Source organism: Sphingobacterium sp. BIGb0165, assembly GCF_024810095.1.
Taxonomy (GTDB): Bacteria; Bacteroidota; Bacteroidia; order Sphingobacteriales; family Sphingobacteriaceae; genus Sphingobacterium; species Sphingobacterium detergens.
In genome coordinates, this window is the sequence record NZ_JANUEB010000004.1 from 402,192 (window position 1) to 424,672 (window position 22,481).

A 22,481-nucleotide genomic window follows, 5' to 3' on the forward strand; every position below is an offset into this window, starting at 1 on the left:
TTATTCTAAATAACAATTTATTTCTATGGAAATAGATTGTCTGTAAGTTTTCTCCTCCTGTTCACGATGAGGGCGCTTTGTTAAATATACATGCAGTTATGTTGGATGGATTGTTGGGAGAAGCTTATATTGTAAATAACATTGTATGCTAGTCAACAAAAGAATGAAAATAGTATTTGCGGTAACAGTAATTTTTGGAATGTTGTGTACACATGATGCGTTAGCGCAATTTGGAATGGGGCTTAGGGCCGGCGGGAATCTATCTGGTACAAATGGTTCGGCTTTTCGTTCCGGTAAAAGAATCGGTTTTCAGATCGGAGGGGATCTTCGCTATCATTTTAACAAAAACATAGCGTTGCAAGCCGAACCGGTCTATAATTTAATGCGGATCCGTAATAATGATCAGACTGCAGAAAGTGAATATGGGATAGGAGCCGGAACCAGAAAATTAGAATATATGAGTGTGCCGTTGTATCTAAAGGTAAATTTTACCCGTACAATTGCGATTATGGGGGGACTGGATTTCAATTTTTTGCTCAATGATGACCGTTACAAACTCAACAACGGAGAGAACGCATTTCGTAGTAAACCGAGAACAGGTTACAGTTTAGGTGCAGAATTGGGTAAGGTTTATTTTCGGTATAGAAAATTTAATAGAACAAATGATATCATAGACAATTGGACTGCGGATATTGAACAATATCAACTGGGACTCAAATTCGAGCTGTTTTAAATCGATTTCAGTGCAAAATCCATTTGTGAAAGACTTTGCTAAACTATTAGTTTTTAATGCATAAAAATTGATATTGGCAATATAAACAGGAGAGGACCATCCCAATTTAATTGGGATGGTTTTTTGTGTTAAAAGCTACTACTTTTGTGCTTGAGTCTTTACGATTGCCTTATTAATGCTATATGCTAGAGGTTGTTATCGGCAGATAACATTTCAATTTGCCATCTGATATGGTCCATTGTAATTGGATATTCGACCTCATTAACAAGATTCTCATAGATGTCGTTGAATAATAGATTGTAATCTCCTCTATGTGGAAGCGGATAAGAAATATGCTTTTGATTTGTGTTGTCGATAGTCACCAACTTACCCTCACTGCCATTCGGTTCTACACCATAGGCTGGATTATCGGGAAGCATGCCATCTATCAATTGCTGTTCTTGCACATCAGCCATCGTTTTTATGAAGCTTCCTTTGGTACCATTTACCACAAAAGCGGGTAAGGGATCGGCCACAGCAAGGCTCCCCGTTAGAAATACATTCAGTTCATTGGGGTAGCGTAAATGATAATGGAAGTAGTCTGCTACTTGGGAGTCGGGCCGATTAATTGAAGTTGTTTTGCTAAATTTCAATGGTTTTCCGAAGAGCGAAATAGCCTGATCTATAATATGAGGCCCTAGATCATAGGTGAGACCACTCGAAATATATTGGTTATTTTCCTTGAAATATTTTTGACCTAATTCCATTTTATAGCGGTCGAAGCGGAAAGATACTTCGGTCAGTTTACCAAGATTGCCACTTTCAATAACTTTTTTTACATCGAGAAAATGGCTGTCATAACGTCTGTTTTGATAAAAGAAAATCCGCTTCCCACTTTTTTTGCTGACCTCGGAAATTTCGTTGAACTGCGTTATATTTTCCACAGCTGGTTTTTCGATCAGAACATGTTTTCCTGCTTTTAGGGCCTCTGTCGCGAACTCAAAGTGTGTATGATTTGGCGTGTTTACAATCACCAGTGCTATCGTATCGTCTGCCAATAACTGATCTACGGTATCATAGCTTTTGATTTCGGGATAAAGGTCTTTTGCTATTTTCTGTGACCGTTCGACAACGGCGACTAAGTTAAAATGTGGATTGCTGTGGATGAAAGGTGCGTGGAAGACGCGACCCGACATACCAAAGCTTAGAATTCCGGTATTGATCTTGGTATTTTTCATTTTTATATGATCTTGTTGAAGCAAGGTTATTTGCTGTTGAGTATTCTTTTTGTAATTACATCTACGAACTGTTGGACCGAAGTAGGGCCCTAGATATAAATATAAGTATATCTTGGCTTATTTTAGATCGATCCTTATATATTTGGATTGATTTTTCTTTGGGAAAATTACATTTGTTGTCCACTTTATCTGGATTTTACCTATCTATACCTATATGCCATCATTGTTCATTACAAATCTATGATCACAATAGGCCAGCGAAATACGCCGGGTTTAGGAGATCTAAAGAACTACAATTCTTACTCAAGTAAATATATCCAGTTGTTTTCATTCTTAAGAGTATCTTCATGTATTATCACTTAATATGATCAAAGACAAGATAATTCTTTAAAAATGATGAGTTATGTGTAATAGTTTGATGAATTTTATTAGGTTGATTATTAGTTTATTGTGTATTATTCATTGGAGGGATAGTTTTTTACCTTCGGTATTTTACAAGTTATGCAATATATAATATAGAGTTGGATGGTAAGATATGGAGAGAACAAGGTCATCGGACTCTACTATTTATAGTATAAGAGATATGGAAGTTTTAATCAGCTCATTAACAAGTAATGGACACAAATTAACACCTCAACGCCTACATATTATCAAGCATTTGTGGCGCAAAGTTATTATTGACAACATTGACGACCTCTATGTTGAGTTACGAACAATACAACATATCAGTTGGGCAACTTTATACTCCACAATTAAATTGCTGCATGCTCTTGGTTGGCTCGAACTGCGTGGGAATGGTCCTAGAGGACGATATTATCGTTGGATCAGGAAAGATTTCAAAGCTGTGGACATGTGCTAATCGCGGCAGATTCATGATCATATTTTTATCGACGAGATCTGGCCTTGGGAATCTAAAATTGTCCTTAATCTCTCCATAACAGCTATTTTGATTGCTCGCAAATAAAAAGTGGCCATTTGCACAGATCTATTGCAAACAAATTCGCATGACTACTGAAAAGTGTTTCATGTTGCAAGTTATGGATAGGGAAAGTAAATTGTCGTGTTGTTGAGTAAAAATATAGCCGATATAAAATGGAAAAAGGGCAAACCAATTTATTTTGATTTGCCCTTTTCGGGTAAGTAATCGGGCTCGAACCGACGACCCCTAGAACCACAATCTAGTGCTCTAACCAACTGAGCTATACCTACCGTGATTTTGATGATACAAAAGTACGATTAAACCCTATTGCCTCCAAATATTTGAATGAAAAAAAACAGGCATTAAAGTCAACTAGGTGAAGATTAGTTTATTAAATTTTAATAAAAAAAGATTGTAATAGCCCGTAGGACCTGATTTGAGATTTTTATTTAAAAAGAGGGCGATTTTTGTTCGGTAATTGAATCAAAAAGTATAAAAAAAAGCGATCACCCGACTAGAGTGAACGCTTTTTTATACAGTTATTGTGATATTAGATCATCTCAACACATCTTTTTACAAAAGATGTTAGATCTGCACCAGATAACAGGCCTCTTGACAAGAGTGCTAGATCAAAGGCTTGTTTCGCCAATTTCGCACTTTCTTCATCAGAAGAAGATAAAATTCTTTTGATCAACGGGTGATTGCCGTTAACCGTTACTTTGTAATTATCTGGCAATGAACCATAAAAGTTCATACCACCACCGCCAGTTTTGGCCATATCTTTCATACGACGCATAAACTCGTCTATAGTAACGGATACGGGTAAGTCGCCTTCACGAAGGGCATCTACCTCAACTTTCATATCCTGGCGCGAAATCGCTTTTTCGAAAACTTCCAAAGCTTTTTTGGATTCCTCCTCAGATAATGAAAGTTCGATTTTCTCATCTTTTTGAATGAGCTTGTCGATCACATCCGCGTCTACACGTTTAAGCTGTACCTTTTCGCCTCCTTTTTGTTCCAAATAGGAGGTGAAATGTGTATCAAGTGGGCCATCAAGTACCAAAACATCGTAGCCTTTGTTTAATGCTGTTTGGATAAAACCATCTTGCTGAGCAGCATCATGTGTATATAAGTAAACAATATTACCATCTTTATCGACTTGAATATCTTTTACCTTTTCATAGTATTCTTTGATTGTAAAGCTCGCGTTGTTGGTGTTTTTTACCAAGCAGAAATCACTCGCTTTTTCTGCGAACTTTTCATCGCTTAGCATGCCATACTTGATAAACAAGCCAATATCTGTCCATTTTTCTTCAAAGCCTTTGCGGTCAGTTTTGAATATTTCATTTAATTTATCCGCAACTTTTTTGGTAATATAGCTATTGATCTTCTTAACATTGCTATCTGCCTGTAAGAAAGAGCGCGAGACATTCAACGGAATATCCGGTGAATCAATTACCCCATGAAGTAACATTAGGAATTCCGGCACAATATCCTTTACTTCATCGGTAATGAACACCTGTCTAGAGTAGAGCTTGATTTTGTTGCGTTGGATTTCCAGCTCATTTTTCACTTTAGGGAAGTAAAGAATACCAGTCAGGTTAAATGGATAATCTACGTTAAGGTGGATCCAAAACAATGGCTCATCCATCGAATAAGGATATAGTTCGCGATAGAAAGCTAAATAATCCTCATCTTTTAATTCTGAAGGAGACTTTGTCCAAGCTGGATTTGTATTGTTGATGATATTGTCAACTTCTACAGATTTATACTTTGGTTTGCCTTCCTCATCTTCTCCATCTGGCTCAGAGTTTGTCTTCGTGCCAAAACGAATTGGGATAGGAAGGAACTTCGCATATTTATCCAAGATGTCCTGTAGACGAGCTTGACTCAAAAACTCAGTGGATTCATCATTGATATGCAAAATGATGTCTGTACCACGTGTTGTTCTAGTCCCTGTTGAAATTTCGTAAGAAGTACTACCATCACATGTCCAATGCGCTGGTTCGGCTTCATCTTGGTAGGATAATGATTGAATTTCTACGGTGTCTGCCACCATAAATGCAGAGTAGAATCCTAATCCAAAGCGACCGATAATCTCATTTGCATCGTTAGCTTCCTTGAATTTCTCCATGAATTCTGTTGCTCCCGAAAATGCGATTTGATTAATATATTTTTTGATTTCTTCGGCAGTCATACCAATACCATTGTCTGAGATCGTAATGGTTTTGGCCGCCTCATCAAACTTCACATCTACGATTAACTCACCTGTTTCGCCATTGTATTGCCCCAAAGATGCCAAACGTTTAATCTTTTGGGAAGCATCAACTGCATTAGATACCAGTTCGCGCAAGAAAATCTCATTATCTGAGTATAAGAATTTTTTGATTACGGGAAATATGTTCTCCGTGTGGATTGAAATACTACCTTTTTCTGGATTCATAATTTGTATGTTGCTATTTAATTTTATGATTTTGGTGATTAATGTACAATCTGTGTTCCAAATAGCGATTGTAGGACAGGATGGCAGAAATTCATTCATTTTGTCATAAACGTTCAATATACCCTAGTAATCGTATTTGAACCTATGTCAGGGTAGCTTAGACAGAAAAAATTATACAGGCCCACTATGGGGGCAAGTGAATGTTGGAATCGGGCGATCAACAATCCAGTAGAAGATTTAGATCTAAAAATAATCTTAATTTAATTCGGGGCTCTGTGGGAAATTGGCGACATGGGCATATTTTGGACCTAGCCCAATAATGGCATCCTTCCAGAGCAACTCACCATTACCCTCAAAAATAATCTGATGATGGTATTTGTTTTGAACAGCCCAGCTGTTTTCGTTTATTTCCTTATCCAATTGTCCACTTGACCAACCTGAATAGCCGATGAAAAACTTAATTTCATCAGATTTAATCTGGTCCTGTTGAATTGCGTCAATAAGTTTTTCTTCATCACCACCAAAATAGAGGTTTGGAGCAACCTCTTCACCACTTAGTAGAAGATCAAACCGACTATGTACAAAAAATAGACTCTCCTGTGCCACAGGTCCGCCTATATAGATCGGGAAATGACATTGCGCTATTGATTCTAATAATTGACCAATATGGACATTTGTTTTATTATTCAATACAAAGCCTAAGCTGCCTTCTTGGTTATAATCACATAATAGGATAACGGACCTTAGGAACCGAGGGTCTAACATGAATGGCTCTGAAATCAGTAAGCTTCCTTTTTGTGGGTCTAATTCATTAAACATAGGACGCAAAATTAAGTATATGTTGAAATTAATCCTTTTTTGCTTAACTCATGCGAGATTTGTGCCAAAAAAACGTTTTTGGCAATTTCTACTAAGTTTATAGAGAAAAAGCAATGATTTTAGTAAGTTTGTAGGAATATAAAAATAGGTTTCTATGTCCATTCAACATAAAGATATTGCAGCGATCAGACAAGATTACGTATTGGGTAACCTATCTGAATCTGATGTGGATCATGATCCCATCCATCAGTTTAAAAAATGGTTTGATGAGGCTATTCATAGTGAGGTGATTGAGCCCAATGCTATGGTGTTGTCCACTGTTTCGCCACAGCATTTGCCATCCTCAAGGATCGTTCTATTAAAAGATATTTCAGAAGGAGGGCTGGTATTTTTTACAAATTATGAGAGCCGAAAAGGGGAAGATATGAAAGACAATCCGCATGCTGCGCTTTTATTTTTCTGGCCTGAGCTACAACGGCAAATCCGTATTGAGGGGATCATTGAGCTTGTAAATGAATCAGATTCGGATGAATATTTTCAATCGCGTCCTAAGGGTAGTCGCATAGGTGCCTTGGCATCACCCCAAAGCCGCGAAATTCCAAACCGAAATTTTTTGGAGAGTAGAGTAGAAGAACTTTTGGATCAATATACGGGTGATGAGATCATACCTCGACCGGCACATTGGGGTGGTTATATCCTAAAACCGATCTATTTTGAATTTTGGCAGGGACGTGCTAGTCGTCTTCATGATCGGATTGTCTATAAAAAGGTTTCGGATTCTTGGAAAATCACGCGTCTAGCTCCATAATATGACATTTGAAGAAATTAAATTAAAACTAGTTTCCACATTTGGAGATTCAGTAATCCTGAAAGAGGAGGAGACTGGCTTACAAGCCGCTTTGTTTGTCCATGTTGAAGACCTAGTTCCTGTTTGCTCTTTTCTTAGGGATACCGAAGGTCTATATTTTGATTTTTTGAGTAATATAACTGCTGTAGATTACGAAGATCACTTTACGATCGTCTATCATCTGAGTTCATTGCCTTATCAACATACAGTCGTATTGAAAGTGGAACTGGAGGGCAATCGCTCGTTGGATGAGCTGCCAGAAATCCCGTCCGTTACTTCCGTTTGGCGTACAGCAGATTGGCATGAAAGGGAAGCTTTTGATCTGATGGGAATTTATTTTTCAGGACATCCCGATCTAAGAAGAATTCTCCTGCCGGATGATTGGGAGGGTTATCCGCTACGAAAGGATTATCAGGAGGCTGAAAAATATCATGGCATTAACATTAATTGATCTGTATGGCGAATCCAAAATATAAAGAAGCGTTAGATCGTTATGAAAGGCATCTCACGGAGATTTCTACGCAAGAGATGGTCTTGAATATGGGGCCGCAGCACCCTTCAACCCATGGTGTATTGCGTTTGCAGTTGATCACGGATGGGGAAATCGTTAAGGAAGTCGTTCCGCATTTGGGGTATCTGCACCGATGTTTTGATAAACATGCGGAATCTTTAAACTATGGGAAGACAATTCCATTTACCGATCGTCTAGATTACTTGGCATCGATGAACAATAGCCATGCATTTGTGATGGGAGTGGAACGTATGTTGGGGCTGGATAGTAAAATTCCTAAAAGAATAGAATATATTCGGGTATTGGTCTGTGAACTCAATCGCATTGCATCACATCTAATTGCTATTGGTACCTACGGCATCGATATTGGTGCTACCACTCCTTTTCTATGGTGTTTTAGAGATCGTGAACATATTATGAATATGTTGGAATGGGCATCCGGTTCGCGTATGTTATATAATTACATCTGGGTCGGTGGTCTTTTCTATGATTTGCCTGTTGGTTTTGAAGCGCGTTGCGCAGAATTCATCAACTATTTTAAACCGAAATTGGTTGAATTGGATGAGATATTAACCCAGAATCAGATATTTATATCTAGGACAGCGAATATAGGTATCCTACCAGCGGATGTTGCAATCAATTATGGTGTTTCGGGTCCTATGTTGCGCGCATCAGGTATTAAATGGGATTTGAGGCGGATTGATGGATACTCCGTCTATCCGGAAATAGATTTTGAGATTCCAGTAGGAAAAGGAGCTATGGGGAGCATTGGAGATTGCTGGGATCGCTATAAGGTTAGGGTAGATGAGGTGCATGAATCTGTTCGTATCGTTGAACAATGCCTTGAGCGGCTGCAGAAAGATTTTAAGCGTACAGCTGATTTTGATCCACGTGCACTCGTACCCAAAAAAGTGAATTTGAAAGCGCAAGATTACTATGTGCGTGCGGAAAATCCAAAAGGAGAGCTCGGTTTTTATTTTGTGACGAAAGAGAAATCCGATATTCCATTGCGGGTAAAATCGAGGGGGCCAAGTTTCAATAACCTTTCTGTTATTTCCGAATTGGGAAAAGGGGTGTTGATTGCGGATCTCATTGCTATACTTGGGTCAATTGACATTGTTTTGGGTGAAGTAGATCGATAAGTTGCAGTATTCTGCACATTATGAAGATGTTTTGATAAAAAATGGGATATTGTATTGAAAATGTTGCATGAAAACGCACAAAAATTTGCATATGTAAGCAATATTCATCATATTTGCAGTCTCATAATTTAAGTTTATAATTGGTTAATGAAAGCTCGTTACTCCCATAGTAGCGGGCTTTTCTTTTTTTAGTTATTATACAAAATATCCCATTTGTGAAGATTTCATCGAAATTCCTAGTATAGAATTTGGCTTAAATTATTACCTTTACGGGTCTTAAATAAAAGAAAAGTGGCGGAGAGTTTAGTAATTATTCCAACATATAACGAGAAGGAAAATATTGAAAAGATTATTCGTAAAGTTTTTTCCTTATCACATGAATTTGATATCCTGATTGTGGATGACGGGTCGCCTGATGGCACAGCAGATATCGTAAAAAATTTACAATTGAACGAGTTCGCTGACCGCTTGTTTATAGAAGAACGGAAAGGGAAGCTGGGCTTGGGGACCGCTTATATTCATGGGTTTAAATGGGGGCTTGCCAGAGAACATTATCAATATATCTTTGAAATGGATGCTGATTTTAGTCACAATCCGGAGGATTTGGTCCGTCTGAGACAAGCCTGTGTGGATGGTGCTGATATGAGTATTGGTTCTCGGTATATTAAAGGCGTAAATGTTGTCAACTGGCCTATGAGCCGGGTCTTGATGTCGTATTTTGCGTCTGTATATGTCCGTTTTATCACTGGAATTAAAATTCAGGATGCTACGGCTGGTTTTGTCTGCTTTACACGGGAGGTGTTGAAGACTATTCCTTTGGACAAGATTAAATTTGTTGGCTATGCTTTCCAAATTGAGATGAAATTCACGGCCATACAATATGGTTTTAATGTTGTGGAGGTACCTATCATATTTACGGATAGAACCGAAGGCACATCTAAAATGAGTACGAGTATCTTTAAGGAGGCTTTTTTTGGTGTGATCCAGTTGAAACTGGGGAGTATCGGAAAAAGCTATAAGAGAAATTAATAATCTTGGTCAATGAACGAAAACTTAGATCCAAATCCGGAACGTTTGAACAATACAGATCGTGACATCGAACGGGCGTTGCGACCTCAAGCATTTGAAGATTTTACAGGGCAGGCAAAAATATTGGAGAATCTAAATATTTTTGTAAAAGCCGCACGATTGAGAGGAGAAGCTTTGGATCATGTCTTGTTACATGGCCCTCCAGGACTAGGTAAAACGACACTTTCGCATATTATTGCCAATGAAATGGGAGTAGGTATAAAAATTACCTCAGGCCCCGTCTTGGACAAACCAGGGGATCTCGCAGGATTATTGACAAATCTGGAGGAGGGTGATGTGTTGTTTATTGACGAAATCCATCGGTTAAGCCCTTTGGTGGAGGAGTATCTCTATTCGGCTATGGAGGATTTTAAGATCGATATCATGCTGGAAACAGGGCCTAATGCCCGATCTGTGCAGATCTCATTAAATCCTTTTACACTAATTGGTGCAACGACGCGATCAGGTTTGTTAACGGCTCCGCTGCGTGCACGTTTTGGGATCAATTCACGGCTTCAATATTATGATGCAAAACTATTGACAACAATCGTACTCCGTTCTGCACATATTCTGAATACACCTATTTCTGATGAGGGTGCTTACGAAATAGCACGTAGGAGTAGAGGGACCCCACGGATCGCAAATGCTTTATTGCGTCGTACACGGGATTTTGCTCAGATAAAGGGAAATGGAAGTATCGATCAAGAAATTGCAAAATATGCGCTGCAAGCGCTGAACGTGGATGAAAATGGCTTGGATGAGATGGATAATAAAATCTTGACTACAATTATTGACAAATTCAAAGGCGGGCCAGTAGGACTTAAAACTGTTGCTACTGCAGTAGGAGAAGACGAGGGGACAATCGAAGAGGTGTATGAACCCTTTTTGATTCAGGAAGGTTATATTATGCGTACCTCGAGGGGGCGTGAGTGCACTGAAGCTGCCTATAAACACCTTGGTCGGGCGTATAATCCAAAAGGAAATACATTGTTTTGATCTCTAATGATTTAGGAGGGAGCTTTTTTTACTCGCTTCGAAGGATACGATTCGTTCGGCTCAATAATGCCGGACTAGGTTTTATTTTTTGAAAATGATTTATCTGAGCAAAAAGCTCTTCTTTTATCCAAACATGTTTCTTACTCAGATTATTTAATATATCCAAACAATTGACCAAAACAGCTACGGGGCATTGTTGTTCGATCATCCATTGAAAAGCCTGTTCAATAAGTTCTTCTTCAGTCTTTTCATCAAGATCATAGCGTTTATTCTTTTTTGAGGTCAAATACATCAAAATTTTGCTATAACTCCTAAGACAGCTCCAGTTTTTTTGTTTTTTCAAATTATCAAAGAATTGTGGTAACAATCCATCAAGCAAAGCCGTATCCTTTAATACGATGGTTTCAAATACCCAGGCAGCCCGGAAAGAAACGGTTTTATCTTTCTCCAGTGAGATGTCTAGTAAGTCCTGAAGGCTAATATCCCCAAGTATATTCAAAGAAAAATCCGTTACCTCAAATGATCTTAAGGTAACGGATAAAAACTTTATTTTTTCGATGTAGGTCATAAAACCTATTATTTTTGAGGTTTTTCTCTATTCATTTCGGTCATATCGACTTCATTCATTTTGGAATCACCCAAGAGATATTGGCTGAAATAATCGCCCATTTTCCAGAAGAAATATTCCGTCATATCACCAAATCCATGCCTTTGTCCTGGTAAGAGTAGGAAATCGAATCGTTTGTTTGCTTTTATCAATGCATCGACCATTCGGATCGAATTTGCAGGGTGAACATTGTTGTCTATATCACCCGTGGCAATCAATAGTCTTCCTTTTAGATTTTTGGCTAATTCGGTATTCTTGTTGATCTGGTATGAAAAAGTTGTATCACCTTTTGCCGACACTTTTTCTGTCACACCATGGTGGCGTTCGCTCCACCAACGGTTGTAGATTTGATTTTCATGGTTTCCGGCTCCCGATACCGCTACTTTAAAGAAGTCTGGGTAAACTAGCATTGCTGCAGTTGACATAAAACCACCTCCAGAGTGTCCTGTGATACCCACACGATTGATGTCAATAAATTTATAACGGTCAGCAAGCTGCTCCGCTGTCACCTTTTTGTCTTCCAATCCATAATCACGTAGATTGCCATAACCATAAGTATGGTACCATTGTGAACGGGATGGATGTCCGCCTCGATTTCCTACGGTAACAACGATAAAACCAAATTGGGCCAATCGATCTATCCGATCCATGCTCCGTCCAAAAGATTTATTGACAGCTTCTGTCTGTGGGCCTGGATAGACATATTCTACGATAGGATAGGTTCTTGTACTATCAAAATCAAAAGGTTTGTACATGACACCATAGAGATCTGTGGTACCGTCGCCAGCCTTTACTTTAAACGGTTCAGGGAATTTATAACCTGCGGCAAATAGTAAAGACAGATCTGCCTTTTCAAGCGTCATGATCTTCTGCCCATTGCTATTCAATAATATAGATTCTGGTGTTGTATTTACTCTTGAGGAGTTGTTGACAAAATACTTGGAGGATTCGCTCATCTCAATCTGATGATCAAAGTTTCCTGGGTTCAACAGTTTAATCCCATTGCCGTTGAGATTGACACTATAATGGTGAAGGTAATAAGGATCTTCATTTTTCTCACGACCGGATGCTGTAAAAAACAAAGTCTGAGTTGTCGGATCTATCCCTGTAATTTCCTCACAATGAAAACTTCCCTTTGTAATTTGGTTAATCAATTTACCGTTGGTATCGTAGTGGTAGTAATGTCCCCATCCATCTCTTTCGGACCAATGAACCAAATGATTCCCATTTTCGGTCAGGAGCGGTTTTTGGACATCAAGATATACGTTTGAACGTTCCTGAATAATAGGATTGACCGTCCCATTTACATTCACCTTCAATAAGTCTATTCTTTTTAAATCACGGCTGGAACGGGAGATATAGAACTCTTCGTTATTTCCTAGCCAGTAGTTAATGTAATAATCCTCTTTGTATGAATTTCTGTCTGGCGTTTTGGTCCAGTTGGAGATAGTTTGGTTTTTAAAAGCTGCGATATTTATCCTGCGTGGTGCCTTTGTTGCCGCTTCAAAGATATAGAATTCGGTTTCGGTCGAGTCAACCTCACCTGGCATTTGGTATTTATAAGTTTCCAGGGTAGGGCGAGCAGAACCGACATTATTGATCACCCACAGAGGTTTTAATGATCTGTTATCTTTTCTTGTCAGGGTAAAATAGCGACCGTCCGGTGACCAGCTGATCCATACACGCTTACGTTTCGTTTCACTATCTTTATCCTTTTCGTCACCTGTGGTAGTGCTATATTCATCACCACCCCAAGCATAATATTGTACACCGTCTTTTGTAATCTGGTGCTCAACAATGGTGCTATCTTTCTCATTCTTGACTGCTTTGAGATAGTTGGCTTTGTCCATCCAATACAGATTAAAGTCTTTGGCGAAGTAGATAGTATTGATGTCGGGTGAAAAACTTGCCCAAGCTAGCGGCGCCTTAACCTTAGTAGAATCGCTGATTTCAGTTACTGTCTTTGAAACAAAATCATATTCTAGATAAAAAAGCTTTTTCTTTGTTGTGTCTGATTTGTTTTTAAGCTTTTCGATCTCATCTTTAGCCTTCACAGTGTCTTTTGTGCTCTGGATCTGAAATCTGATCTTTTTTTCATCTTTGGTGAATCTCAGGCCCTGTAATTCCAGATGCTGTGCATCGACAGGATTTTTAACAATCTTGGTTATTTGAGCGGCTACACTCTCGCTGTCAAAAAGGGTCTCTTTCTTTTTAAGAGCTGGATTGACGATATACCAGTTTTTGCCTTGTGGACTTGCGTAATCATACCAGAAGCGGTCCGAAAAATTGATCCAATTTGGTTTGATGCTTGTAGAGAAAATCATTTTTTTTAATTTCTCTGGAGAAAATTTGGCGGCCAATTGATAATTCGCTTTTACCGGAGGTTCTTGAATCTGCTGTCCGGAGCCGAAGTAGGGTAATAGACTGGCTGCAAAAATAAAATAGAACTTATGCATTAAATAAATATAGATAATTGTGTAATCTTGGTTTTGACCACTAAAATATTCATTATTGTACAGTCATACGAATGATTCGTGTAATAATACTATGATGGATAGAAGTTTTCATTAAAGTTTACCAAAAAAAGTTCCTGTGTGGCTCGGGTAACACCAGTATATAGCCAGCGAAGAAACTCAAGATCGAGCATTTCATCATTGATATATCCTTGGTCGACAAATACAATAGGCCATTGTCCCCCTTGAGCTTTATGGCAAGTGATCGCAAACGCAAATTTAATCTGGAGTGCATTATAATAGGGGTCTTTTTTAATAGCTTCAAGCCGATCTTTCCTGTCTAATATATCTGCATAATCCATACCAATCTCTTCGTACAGGTTTTTCTGACTTTCATAGGAAAGGTTGGGACCCTCTGTATAGAGGCTATCTAAAATAACGCGACAAGTGATCGGTTCGATTTCATCTATATCCATAAATTCTAGTGTAACGTCGGCAAATCTATAGCCATGTTGCTCGTGGATATTGCTCACCTTCCGGACTTTGGCCATATCACCATTTGCAATAAAACCATCGCCCATATTGTTTTCCTGTAGCCAGAAGTAGTTGTTTTTCACAACCATGATGTAATCCCCACCCGTTAGTTCTTCATCTCTAAAAAGGATCCTGTTGCGGATGTTCTGATTATATAAGTTTGCTGAACGGTTCGAACGGCATATGATCATGGTGTTTTCTACACCATATTTATCATAGGCATAGTTTATTCCCTCTATTAACCGTTCACCTGTCATTCTATAAAGATCTTTAAATCCTTTTGTTATGAATTTTGGAAACGGGAAGTCATGTTGTCCTTCTTCAGCCGATATGATCTCATTTCGTATTTTAGTAGCATTGTACAATATGCCCGAATCTTGGGACTGCCGTACTACCGTGGTCAGTTCATAGGGGTAGACACAGAGGTGGAATTCATTTTCAAGATAGCCGGGGTTCAATGCTGGGCTGTCCAATAAACCAACTGGCGGCAACTGAGCGGTATCTCCAACAAACAAGAGGCTACAATTCTTGCCAGATTGTACATAGCTAAAGAGGTCATTTAAAAGGCTTTTTGAAAATACATTTACAGCTTCATTGGAAATCATAGAGGCTTCATCTATGATAAATAAAGTGTCTTCGTGCAAATTCTCCGCTAAAGTGAAGTCTAGTTGAAAGGAAATGGCGGATTTTTTCCGATAGATCTTCTTGTGGATGGTCAGTGCCTTTCGTCCGGAATAATAACTCATCACTTTAGCCGCTCTACCGGTTGGCGCTAGGAGCACGGCTCTTTTTTTCAATGCAGGTAATACTTTGACCAATGCCGCAATTAATGTTGTTTTACCGGTTCCGGCATAGCCTTTGAGGACAAAACAAGACTGCCTGTCAAAAGCAAGCAGAAATTCTTCCAATAGCTCGAATGCTTCCAACTGCTGTGCGGTTGGTTGCCAGGGAAATTGTTGTATTAGCAGATTTTTGATGAACACTCCCAAAGTTATTTAAAAGGTTTGTCTTATCCTCTAGAAAAAGCTATTTTTGCTTTAACAAGTTTTTATTTTTACAATTCAGCGAATGAATTATATTTCAAAACAATTTAACATTCATTACTTACCCGAGTATAATCTTTTGGTAAAAGCTGGCTTCCAGAAAGATGTATTAGCGGTAGTTGATAAGAAGTCAGTAGCACCTATATTGATCGAATATTCCTCGGAGGAGCCAATTTTAGATGCGACAAGAATAATGAGTCTGCCATTTCGATTCGTTCGGATTGTGATCCCACATCAAAGCTTTACATTTATACCAAAGGAGGTTTTTCAGAAGGATAATATTGCGCAATATCTACAATTTTTGAGTACATCAGATCTTGAAAATACATTTATTTATTATTTAGATAATCTTGGTTTGGTGGCTTTGTATCAATTTGATAAGCTTCTTTTAAATCGCTGGCGCAGGTTGTTCCCGGATGCTGTTATTCTTCCTGAATTTGCCGTTGTGTTGGATCGTGCACAAGAGCGTATATCTATTCGGGGTAGTGTATTGGGGTTACACTTTGTAGCTGATAACATTGTCGACTTTTATTTGTTCAAGAATGGTGTTTTTCAACTTTACAACAGCTTTGAAATTCATAATCTTGATGATGTTAGTTATTACATATTGAACATATTAACACAATTTGGCTTGGGCGATTCTATTGATAAAATTCTCCTTTCCGGTGAAGTTCCCAACGAATCCTTTTATAAGCGCATAGCGTCCTATGCCGGAGATATTGAAGTATTGGATTTAAAAACAAAGGTTGTCTTGGCGGATCAGGAGGTGAATAGTAACTTAACACCATACAACATATTATTTGATTCAATATTATGCGAATAATAGGAGGTAAAATTGGTGGCTTAAGGCTGAATCCACCAACCAATTTGCCGGTTAGGCCAACCACAGATATCGCTAAAGAAGCTTTATTTAATATTCTGCAGAATCGTTTGGAATTTGATGGTCTAAATTGCCTTGATCTTTTTGCAGGAACCGGAAATATTAGCTTTGAGCTAGCATCTCGTGGGGTGGAGCATGTTGATTCTGTCGATTTACATTTTAAATGTGTACAATATATTGCGGACACTGCTAAAAAAATGAAGCTGGAACAGATCAATGCCAGGAAAGCAGATGTTTTTAAATTTATGACCAGCTGCAAAAGTACCTATGATTTAATTTTTGCAGATCCGCCTTACGATATTCCAAAACTGCCCCAATTACCAAAATTGGTTTTTGATAACAATCTATTGAATAATAATGGGCTTCTTATTGTCGAACATCCTTCTACAAGACAAATGGAGGAGCATCCGAATTTCATAGAAACCAGAAAATACGGTTATTCATCTTTTTCATTCTACGCAAATCCCTTATAATATGAAAATTGCTGTTTTTCCAGGCTCATTTGATCCTTTTACCTTAGCCCATCAGGATCTGGTTGAAAGGGCGTTGCCATTATTTGATAAGATCATTATTGCTGTAGGTTATAATGCGAGCAAAAAAGGTATGTTAGATCATGACGAACGAGTCAATGCTATACAAGATGTTTTTCAAGGCATACAGGTGATTGAAGTGGTAAAATATAGTGGTTTGACTGTGGATTTCTGCCAGAAAGTTGGTGCGAAGTTTATATTGCGCGGTTTGCGAAATACGGGAGATTTTGAATTCGAAAATGCGATCGCTCAAAATAACTTGTTGCTAAACCCAGCAGTCGAAAGTTATTTTTTGATGAGTAGATCTGGGAAGGCTCATATATCATCCACTATCGTGCGGGATGTCTGGTTTAACGGGGGAGATGTTAGCGAGATGGTGCCTGCGGAAGTTCTAAGCTTATTGGAGGAGAAGAGATTACCAAAGCGCTAATCGCTCAATTTATCGTTATGAAATACAAAATATCCCAACAAAATATTATTTTGTTGGGATATTTTTTTATTTGAAATACAGTTTGTTATGGTATTCTATGTGAAGTATGCCTTCGCTGTAAAGCCCGGTATTAACGCTTTTACAGGTCTTCTTGCCAAATAATATTCTGACTAGCATTTAATTTGATTTTAAAGATCTTTATGTCAATACTTTGTAGCTATTTTCAAATCAACTTTCTTCATGTGAACTAGCTCTATTTAATAGAGACATTTCCTCAGTTGACAAATTTATTTTGGTTGCCCTAGTTAGTTCCTCAAGTTGTTGCAAGGAGGTGGCGCTTACAATAGGAGCGGTGACAGAAGGTCGATGAAGAATCCAAGCAAGAGCAATTGTCGGCATAGCGGCCTGTTGACTGTGTGCTACTTGAGCTAAGGCGTCCAGAATGCGAAGTCCGCGGTTATCAAATCGGCCTTTTAAGGCGTCAGATCGTTTTGCATCTCTAATGTCATCTATCGACCTATACTTTCCTGAGAGGAATCCGCTTGCAAGAGAATAATAGGTGATTACGCCCAAGTGATTTTCGAGCGCGAGTTGCTCATAATCGTTCTCATATTTTGAACGGTCGTACAAATTATACTCGGGCTGGATAGCAATATAGGCAGGGAGATTATGCTTCTCTGCGACAACTAATGATTCCTTTAGGCGTTCAGGGCTTAAATTAGACGCTCCAATCCATTTTACTTTACCGGCATGGACCAATTGCTGGTAAGCCTCAAGCGTTTCATCTATGGCTGTTGAAAGGTCATCGTGATGGGACTGATAAAGATCTATTGTGTCTATTTGTAATCTCATGAGCGATTCGTCCACAGACTTTATAATATGTTCTTTTTTCAAATTGGGTTTGTCATTGCCGGCCCGACGTCCGCCTACTTTCGTTGCAATCTGAATTTTATCCCGCACATCCCGTTTACTGATCCATTTACCAATAATGGATTCGGACTCCGATCCTGTGTGACCGGGTACCCAATGGGAGTAGTTGTTGGATGTGTCTATAAAACTAAAGCCCATATCGACAAATGCATCCAAAAGAGCAAACGACTGTTGCTCATCAATAGTCCAACCAAATACATTTCCGCCAAAAACGATCGGTTTAAATTCAATTTCACTATTTCCTAACTTTACCTTTTCCATGTTTTACCTAATATTTCTAGCTTAAAATTAAGAAAAAAATGCCAGTTAAGCCTTTGGAGAGGCATTGTAAATAGTTTTATAAAAAATTTCTAATTCATTTTCAGGCAGTTTAGGAAAAGAAGCGGGAGATAGTTTGGAAAAATAAAAACTTTCCTTACTTTTGCATCATCCCAAACGGATATGCCCGGATGGCGGAATTGGTAGACGCGCTGGTCTCAAACACCAGTGGGAAACCGTGCCGGTTCGACTCCGGCTCCGGGTACAATAAAAAAGGCTTTTCAATTTGAAAAGCCTTTTTTATGTTTATCACGGCCAGTATGGATCATATTACACATGAAACGCTGACTATCTCTACTACGTTGGACATTCTTATCACTAGGTTTGAGACAACATACCACTTCGCTTGCTATTTTTATGCCATTTTATTGGTATTTCTCTGCTGTTTTATTGCTATTATACCAAAGAATAAGCAGAGAAACAGCAAAGGAATGGCAAACCAATACCAAGGAAAGCTCAAAGAAATGGCAAAGAATAACCAAACAAATGCCAATAAATAAGCAAAGAATAGGCAATAAAAAACACCATAAGAGAAACCTTATGGTGTTACATAAATATATAGTTTGATTAGTTTTTCGCTATGACCATTTCTGGTTCTTCTTTTCCGCCATGACAAGTTTTACAAGAAATTGCTTTGGCAGGAGAGCTATCCCAACTGTGGTTAAAATACTTTTTATTGATCTTTTTGGTCATTTTGATCATTGCTCGGCCAATTTCCTTTTTATGGTTCTCATCACTAGCAAAATCCAGCTCTTTAGGATCTTCTTTTGAAGCGGCATGACAAAAGCCACATTTTACACCCAATGCGACATTAAACTCTTTCATTGTTGAGATCAGTTCGTCATGAGAAATGTTCTTTGGTAAGACCTTTAAATTTGTTGGTTTGGGTTCTTCCTGAGGTTTTTCCTGTTGGAAGTTAAATGCACTCAAGGCGATGGCTATAGCAAATACAGAAGCAATTGCTCCAATTTTTTTGACGTGTTTCATTTCTCTTTTCCTTATGCTTGACTAAATATAGCGATAAGAAAATACTTTAGCAACGAAAAATGAAGTTATTATGACAATTTAGATTGATTATTATTTACGGATCCCGTCATCTACAATCCAGCTTTGGCTATTTAGCTGGTAGTTTATTTTAAGTAATTTGCCCTCTATGGTCACATTTCTTAGTCCTGTTGTATCGCTCGAGACCCAGGTGCTGTCATTAACCGGTGTAAAGCGAACTCCTGTAATATTTGGTACGCCAGTAAAAAACTCAATTTTAAATGATTCGACACCTCCTTCACGTAGAATGCGGATCAATCTATTGGATCGATCAACAGACAATGAGTTGCCCTGAAATTGAACCCTACCGACATAATTTCCAGTAACTCCAGCAGATCCTTCACCATCCGTATTTTGATTCTTCTTACACGAAAAAAAAGTGATAAGGCATAAAATGAGTACAACTAGTGGTTTGAGCAACTTCATACGTGTAAATTTTGGACTAAAATACGGTTTTTAGTTTAAAAACTCAATTTATCAAACCAGAAATGATATTGATAGTCAAGGCAACGACGAATGTATTCAGTGCAAAGGAGAGGAGACCATGGAACAACGCAACCCGTCTAATCTTTTTTGATGAAATACCCACATCAGACACCTGAAATGTACAGCCCATGACAAAAGAAAAATAGGCAAAATCCAAATAGTCCAGTTTGTCGTCCCCAGGGAATTCCAGTCCATTGCCCTCGGAACCATTTTCATAGTATAAACGTGCATAATGGAATGTGTAGATGGTATGAACCAGACACCAGGACGCCAGTATGGCTAACATACAGATGACGATAATAAATGAATCACTAAGCTGTTTTTCCCTACTTGATATAATTATCATCAGTACCGAAATAAAGCAACTTACTGTAACTAAAATAATAAATAATGATACAAAGAGCCTGCTACCATCTTCTTGTTGTGCTTTCTTGGCGATGGCCTCTATTGGCATGGTGTAGAATGTATACCAGGAGACGGTGATATAGGAAACACAAAAGCCAAACCAACATAAAACCAAACTTAGCAAGGGCAGGGATTTAATCGGGGAGAAGATGTACACGAGGATAAAAGCGCAAATTGCGATTAGAGCCCGGTGAATGGACTTCATTTGATGCAGTATTGTCTTTATTTTTTCCATGATCATAAATTAACAATCGAACTGCTCGCTCGCCTCAAAAATCAACGGTTTTCCGCCATTAGAAAGAAACAAGAGCAATGCTTCTTCCTCGTAGTGATTAGGATTGGAAAAGATAAAATCCAATTGCCCATCACGATCTATGTCACCAACAAACTGTGTAGACATAAATATATGATCATATTGATCTTTTTGAAATAAAGTTATTTCTTTAGCTCCTCCAAAGGTGGCATTAAGCTTGTAATGTGCGACTTCGTGAAATAGTTTTTCATGTCCTTTTTCATCCGTCTGCACTTCAGTGGATTTGATGTCTCCAAATCCTTTCAGGATAATATGTTGTTTTCTAAAGGTATATTCTACGGATTCTTTGGGCCAGATTTCCGAATGGTTTATCTTCATATTTTCCACGGCGCCCGGTTTTAATCCCTTTATATTCAGAAACAAAAGCGAGTTCCTTTTAGACTCGACACTTTTTGACGGAACCTGAGCACATTCATCGTAACTATCCTTAATTTCATAATCCACTTTCTCCAGATAATATTTTCCCTCACGCTCATAGAGATCAAACCAATCCTTATTCAATACAGCGGTCGGATCCTCTTTTTCCCAGATGCGATAACTGCGAACCAAGAAAATCTGCCCCTTTGAACTATCGGCTGCTGTCGAAATTGACAACCCTGTACTGTCTTTTGACGTCAAAGATGAACTATCTTTTGTGGCAATTGTGTCTATCGGAGTGTTATTTTTTTTTGTCGTGGGACTATGACAAGCTTGGATAAATAATAGCGTAAATAGTAAGGTGAAAGCAGAGTAGTTGTTCATATATTGTGAATTTTTATTTAAATATATAAAAATTCACAATATATGCCCCCCTTCAGCTTTGTTAGGAGAGTGCTTCCTTAAGTAAGGAAAATGATTTCAGGCATTTTTCATCATCAAAGATATAGGAGGTAGCCATAATTTCATCGACTTTATGATCTTTGACGAATTTTTCTATCTCTGGGGTGATCTTATTTTTATCTCCCACAAAAGCGCAGGAAGCCATGCTGTGTACTGCTTGTTCGATGGCCGGAATGCCTTTATAAATTACCTCTTCCGTCGGAGGAGATAATGGTCTCCTTGTATTGGTTACTATGCCAGCAAATAAATTATAGAAGCTGGTTGACAAAAACTCAGCCTCTTCTGTACTGTCCGCAGCAATAACATTGACACAGGAAATAAAATAAGGTTTATCCAATACCTCCGATGGTACAAAGTTCTGATGATAGATCATGCTTGCTGAAGCAAATTGAGCCGGTGCAAAATGTGTCGCAAAGGCGTAGGGAAGTCCTAAACTAGCCGCTAAATAAGCGCTATCCGTACTAGAACCCAGAATATAAAGAGGGATTTCCAGTCCTTCACCGGGGAATGCCCGCACCTTTGCATCATAATTATCGGTGCTGAAATAACGCTGAAGATCTTTGACCTCCTGCGGAAACTGAAAGGCAGTATTCAGATTATTTCTTCGCAAGGCCATTGCTGTTAATTGATCGGTACCTGGTGCGCGACCTAAGCCAAGATCAATTCGACCGGGAAATAACGTTTCCAATGTGCCAAATTGTTCGGCAATCACTAGGGGAGCATGATTAGGCAACATGATACCACCCGAACCTACTCTGATCCGATCAGTATTTGAAGCAATATGTTGTATAAGTAGTGAGGTTGCCGAACTTGCGATATACTCCATATTATGGTGTTCAGCTACCCAGATTCTTTTAAAATCTAGTTTTTCGATATGTTGTGCAACTTTTACACTGCGAGCGATAGCACTAGCTGCATTTTCTCCCTTTTTGACAGGAGCTAAATCTAATGCTGATAATACGATTTTATCCATGCATTAAAATTACGGAGAAGA

22 protein-coding genes and 2 tRNA genes are annotated in these 22,481 nt (G+C 38.5%); 11 read left to right on the forward strand and 13 right to left on the reverse strand.

Annotated features, from left to right (window positions below):
* The first annotated feature begins 163 nt into the window (after positions 1–163).
* A complete protein-coding gene (locus M2408_RS11115; protein ID WP_259181754.1) occupies positions 164–733 on the forward strand; it encodes a PorT family protein in 570 nt (189 codons plus the stop codon).
* 185 nt (positions 734–918) lie between these two features.
* On the opposite strand, the gene M2408_RS11120 is transcribed toward M2408_RS11115, so the two are convergent.
* Positions 919–1,950: a Gfo/Idh/MocA family oxidoreductase gene (locus M2408_RS11120; RefSeq protein ID WP_259181757.1), complete on the reverse strand. Its 1,032-nt coding sequence runs from the start codon at positions 1,948–1,950 to the stop codon at positions 919–921.
* A 583-nt stretch (positions 1,951–2,533) separates the two neighbouring features.
* On the opposite strand from M2408_RS11120, the gene M2408_RS11125 reads away from it, so the two are divergent.
* The gene (locus M2408_RS11125) at positions 2,534–2,809 is read left to right on the forward strand and encodes a transcriptional repressor (RefSeq protein WP_259181759.1); all 276 of its coding nucleotides are present in this window, start codon (positions 2,534–2,536) and stop codon (positions 2,807–2,809) included.
* 276 nt (positions 2,810–3,085) lie between these two features.
* On the opposite strand, the gene M2408_RS11130 is transcribed toward M2408_RS11125, so the two are convergent.
* The 3 genes from M2408_RS11130 to M2408_RS11140 form a co-directional block, all read right to left on the reverse strand.
* Positions 3,086–3,159, reverse strand: a tRNA-His gene (locus M2408_RS11130).
* A gap of 260 nt (positions 3,160–3,419) precedes the next feature.
* Positions 3,420–5,312, reverse strand: coding sequence for a molecular chaperone HtpG (gene htpG, locus M2408_RS11135; protein ID WP_259181760.1), 1,893 nt, complete (start codon positions 5,310–5,312; stop codon positions 3,420–3,422).
* 255 nt (positions 5,313–5,567) lie between these two features.
* The gene (locus M2408_RS11140) at positions 5,568–6,131 is read right to left on the reverse strand and encodes a YqgE/AlgH family protein (protein ID WP_259181762.1); all 564 of its coding nucleotides are present in this window, start codon (positions 6,129–6,131) and stop codon (positions 5,568–5,570) included.
* Between the two features lie 154 nt (positions 6,132–6,285).
* On the opposite strand from M2408_RS11140, the gene pdxH reads away from it, so the two are divergent.
* The 5 genes from pdxH (at position 6,286) to ruvB (ending at position 10,695) form a co-directional block, all read left to right on the forward strand.
* Positions 6,286–6,939, forward strand: coding sequence for a pyridoxamine 5'-phosphate oxidase (gene pdxH / locus M2408_RS11145; protein WP_259181763.1), 654 nt, complete (start codon positions 6,286–6,288; stop codon positions 6,937–6,939).
* A 1-nt stretch (position 6,940) separates the two neighbouring features.
* Positions 6,941–7,429: an NADH-quinone oxidoreductase subunit C gene (locus M2408_RS11150; protein ID WP_259181765.1), complete on the forward strand. Its 489-nt coding sequence runs from the start codon at positions 6,941–6,943 to the stop codon at positions 7,427–7,429.
* Between the two features lie 5 nt (positions 7,430–7,434).
* A complete protein-coding gene (locus M2408_RS11155; RefSeq protein WP_409049488.1) occupies positions 7,435–8,631 on the forward strand; it encodes an NADH-quinone oxidoreductase subunit D in 1,197 nt (398 codons plus the stop codon).
* A 291-nt stretch (positions 8,632–8,922) separates the two neighbouring features.
* Complete coding sequence (locus M2408_RS11160) at positions 8,923–9,660, forward strand: polyprenol monophosphomannose synthase (RefSeq protein WP_259181767.1); 738 nt, start codon at positions 8,923–8,925, stop codon at positions 9,658–9,660.
* Between the two features lie 12 nt (positions 9,661–9,672).
* On the forward strand, positions 9,673–10,695 hold the full coding sequence (gene ruvB / locus M2408_RS11165; protein ID WP_259181768.1) for a Holliday junction branch migration DNA helicase RuvB: 1,023 nt from the start codon (positions 9,673–9,675) through the stop codon (positions 10,693–10,695).
* Positions 10,696–10,723: 28 nt separating this feature from the next.
* Here the strand turns inward: ruvB and M2408_RS11170 are convergent, their stop codons facing one another.
* The 3 genes from M2408_RS11170 to M2408_RS11180 form a co-directional block, all read right to left on the reverse strand.
* The gene (locus M2408_RS11170) at positions 10,724–11,263 is read right to left on the reverse strand and encodes a hypothetical protein (protein ID WP_259181770.1); all 540 of its coding nucleotides are present in this window, start codon (positions 11,261–11,263) and stop codon (positions 10,724–10,726) included.
* 8 nt (positions 11,264–11,271) lie between these two features.
* Entirely contained in the window at positions 11,272–13,758 is a 2,487-nt protein-coding gene (locus tag M2408_RS11175) for a DPP IV N-terminal domain-containing protein (protein WP_259181772.1), read from the reverse strand.
* An 89-nt stretch (positions 13,759–13,847) separates the two neighbouring features.
* Entirely contained in the window at positions 13,848–15,272 is a 1,425-nt protein-coding gene (locus M2408_RS11180; protein WP_259181773.1) for an ATP-dependent RecD-like DNA helicase, read from the reverse strand.
* An 85-nt stretch (positions 15,273–15,357) separates the two neighbouring features.
* Between M2408_RS11180 and M2408_RS11185 the strand changes: the two genes are divergently transcribed.
* From M2408_RS11185 to coaD, 3 genes are read left to right on the forward strand one after another with little or no spacing between them, the layout of a single operon-like run.
* Complete coding sequence (locus tag M2408_RS11185; protein WP_259181774.1) at positions 15,358–16,155, forward strand: DUF3822 family protein; 798 nt, start codon at positions 15,358–15,360, stop codon at positions 16,153–16,155.
* Complete coding sequence (rsmD, locus tag M2408_RS11190; protein WP_259181776.1) at positions 16,146–16,685, forward strand: 16S rRNA (guanine(966)-N(2))-methyltransferase RsmD; 540 nt, start codon at positions 16,146–16,148, stop codon at positions 16,683–16,685. Before M2408_RS11185 ends, rsmD begins: the two co-directional genes overlap by 10 nt.
* A 1-nt stretch (position 16,686) precedes the next feature.
* Positions 16,687–17,172 carry a pantetheine-phosphate adenylyltransferase gene (gene coaD / locus M2408_RS11195; RefSeq protein ID WP_259181777.1) on the forward strand — a complete coding sequence of 162 codons (486 nt, stop codon included), beginning with the start codon at positions 16,687–16,689 and terminating at the stop codon, positions 17,170–17,172.
* A gap of 228 nt (positions 17,173–17,400) precedes the next feature.
* Here the strand turns inward: coaD and M2408_RS11200 are convergent, their stop codons facing one another.
* Positions 17,401–18,363: an aldo/keto reductase gene (locus M2408_RS11200; RefSeq protein ID WP_259181779.1), complete on the reverse strand. Its 963-nt coding sequence runs from the start codon at positions 18,361–18,363 to the stop codon at positions 17,401–17,403.
* A 182-nt stretch (positions 18,364–18,545) separates the two neighbouring features.
* Here M2408_RS11200 and M2408_RS11205 point away from each other — a divergent pair.
* Positions 18,546–18,625 (forward strand) — tRNA-Leu (locus M2408_RS11205).
* 362 nt (positions 18,626–18,987) lie between these two features.
* Here the strand turns inward: M2408_RS11205 and M2408_RS11210 are convergent.
* The 5 genes from M2408_RS11210 to M2408_RS11230 all read right to left on the reverse strand — a co-directional run bounded on the left by M2408_RS11210 (position 18,988) and on the right by M2408_RS11230 (position 22,460).
* Positions 18,988–19,407 (reverse strand): c-type cytochrome, encoded by a 420-nt coding sequence (locus M2408_RS11210; protein ID WP_259181781.1) that lies wholly within the window; start codon positions 19,405–19,407, stop codon positions 18,988–18,990.
* Positions 19,408–19,497: 90 nt separating this feature from the next.
* The gene (locus M2408_RS11215) at positions 19,498–19,890 is read right to left on the reverse strand and encodes a hypothetical protein (protein ID WP_259181782.1); all 393 of its coding nucleotides are present in this window, start codon (positions 19,888–19,890) and stop codon (positions 19,498–19,500) included.
* 43 nt (positions 19,891–19,933) lie between these two features.
* Positions 19,934–20,590, reverse strand: a complete 657-nt coding sequence (locus tag M2408_RS11220) for a DUF1345 domain-containing protein (protein ID WP_259181784.1) — start codon at positions 20,588–20,590, stop codon at positions 19,934–19,936.
* Positions 20,591–20,599: 9 nt separating this feature from the next.
* Positions 20,600–21,409, reverse strand: coding sequence for a hypothetical protein (locus M2408_RS11225; protein ID WP_259181785.1), 810 nt, complete (start codon positions 21,407–21,409; stop codon positions 20,600–20,602).
* A gap of 61 nt (positions 21,410–21,470) precedes the next feature.
* Positions 21,471–22,460, reverse strand: coding sequence for an LLM class flavin-dependent oxidoreductase (locus M2408_RS11230; RefSeq protein WP_259181788.1), 990 nt, complete (start codon positions 22,458–22,460; stop codon positions 21,471–21,473).
* Positions 22,461–22,481 lie beyond the last annotated feature (21 nt).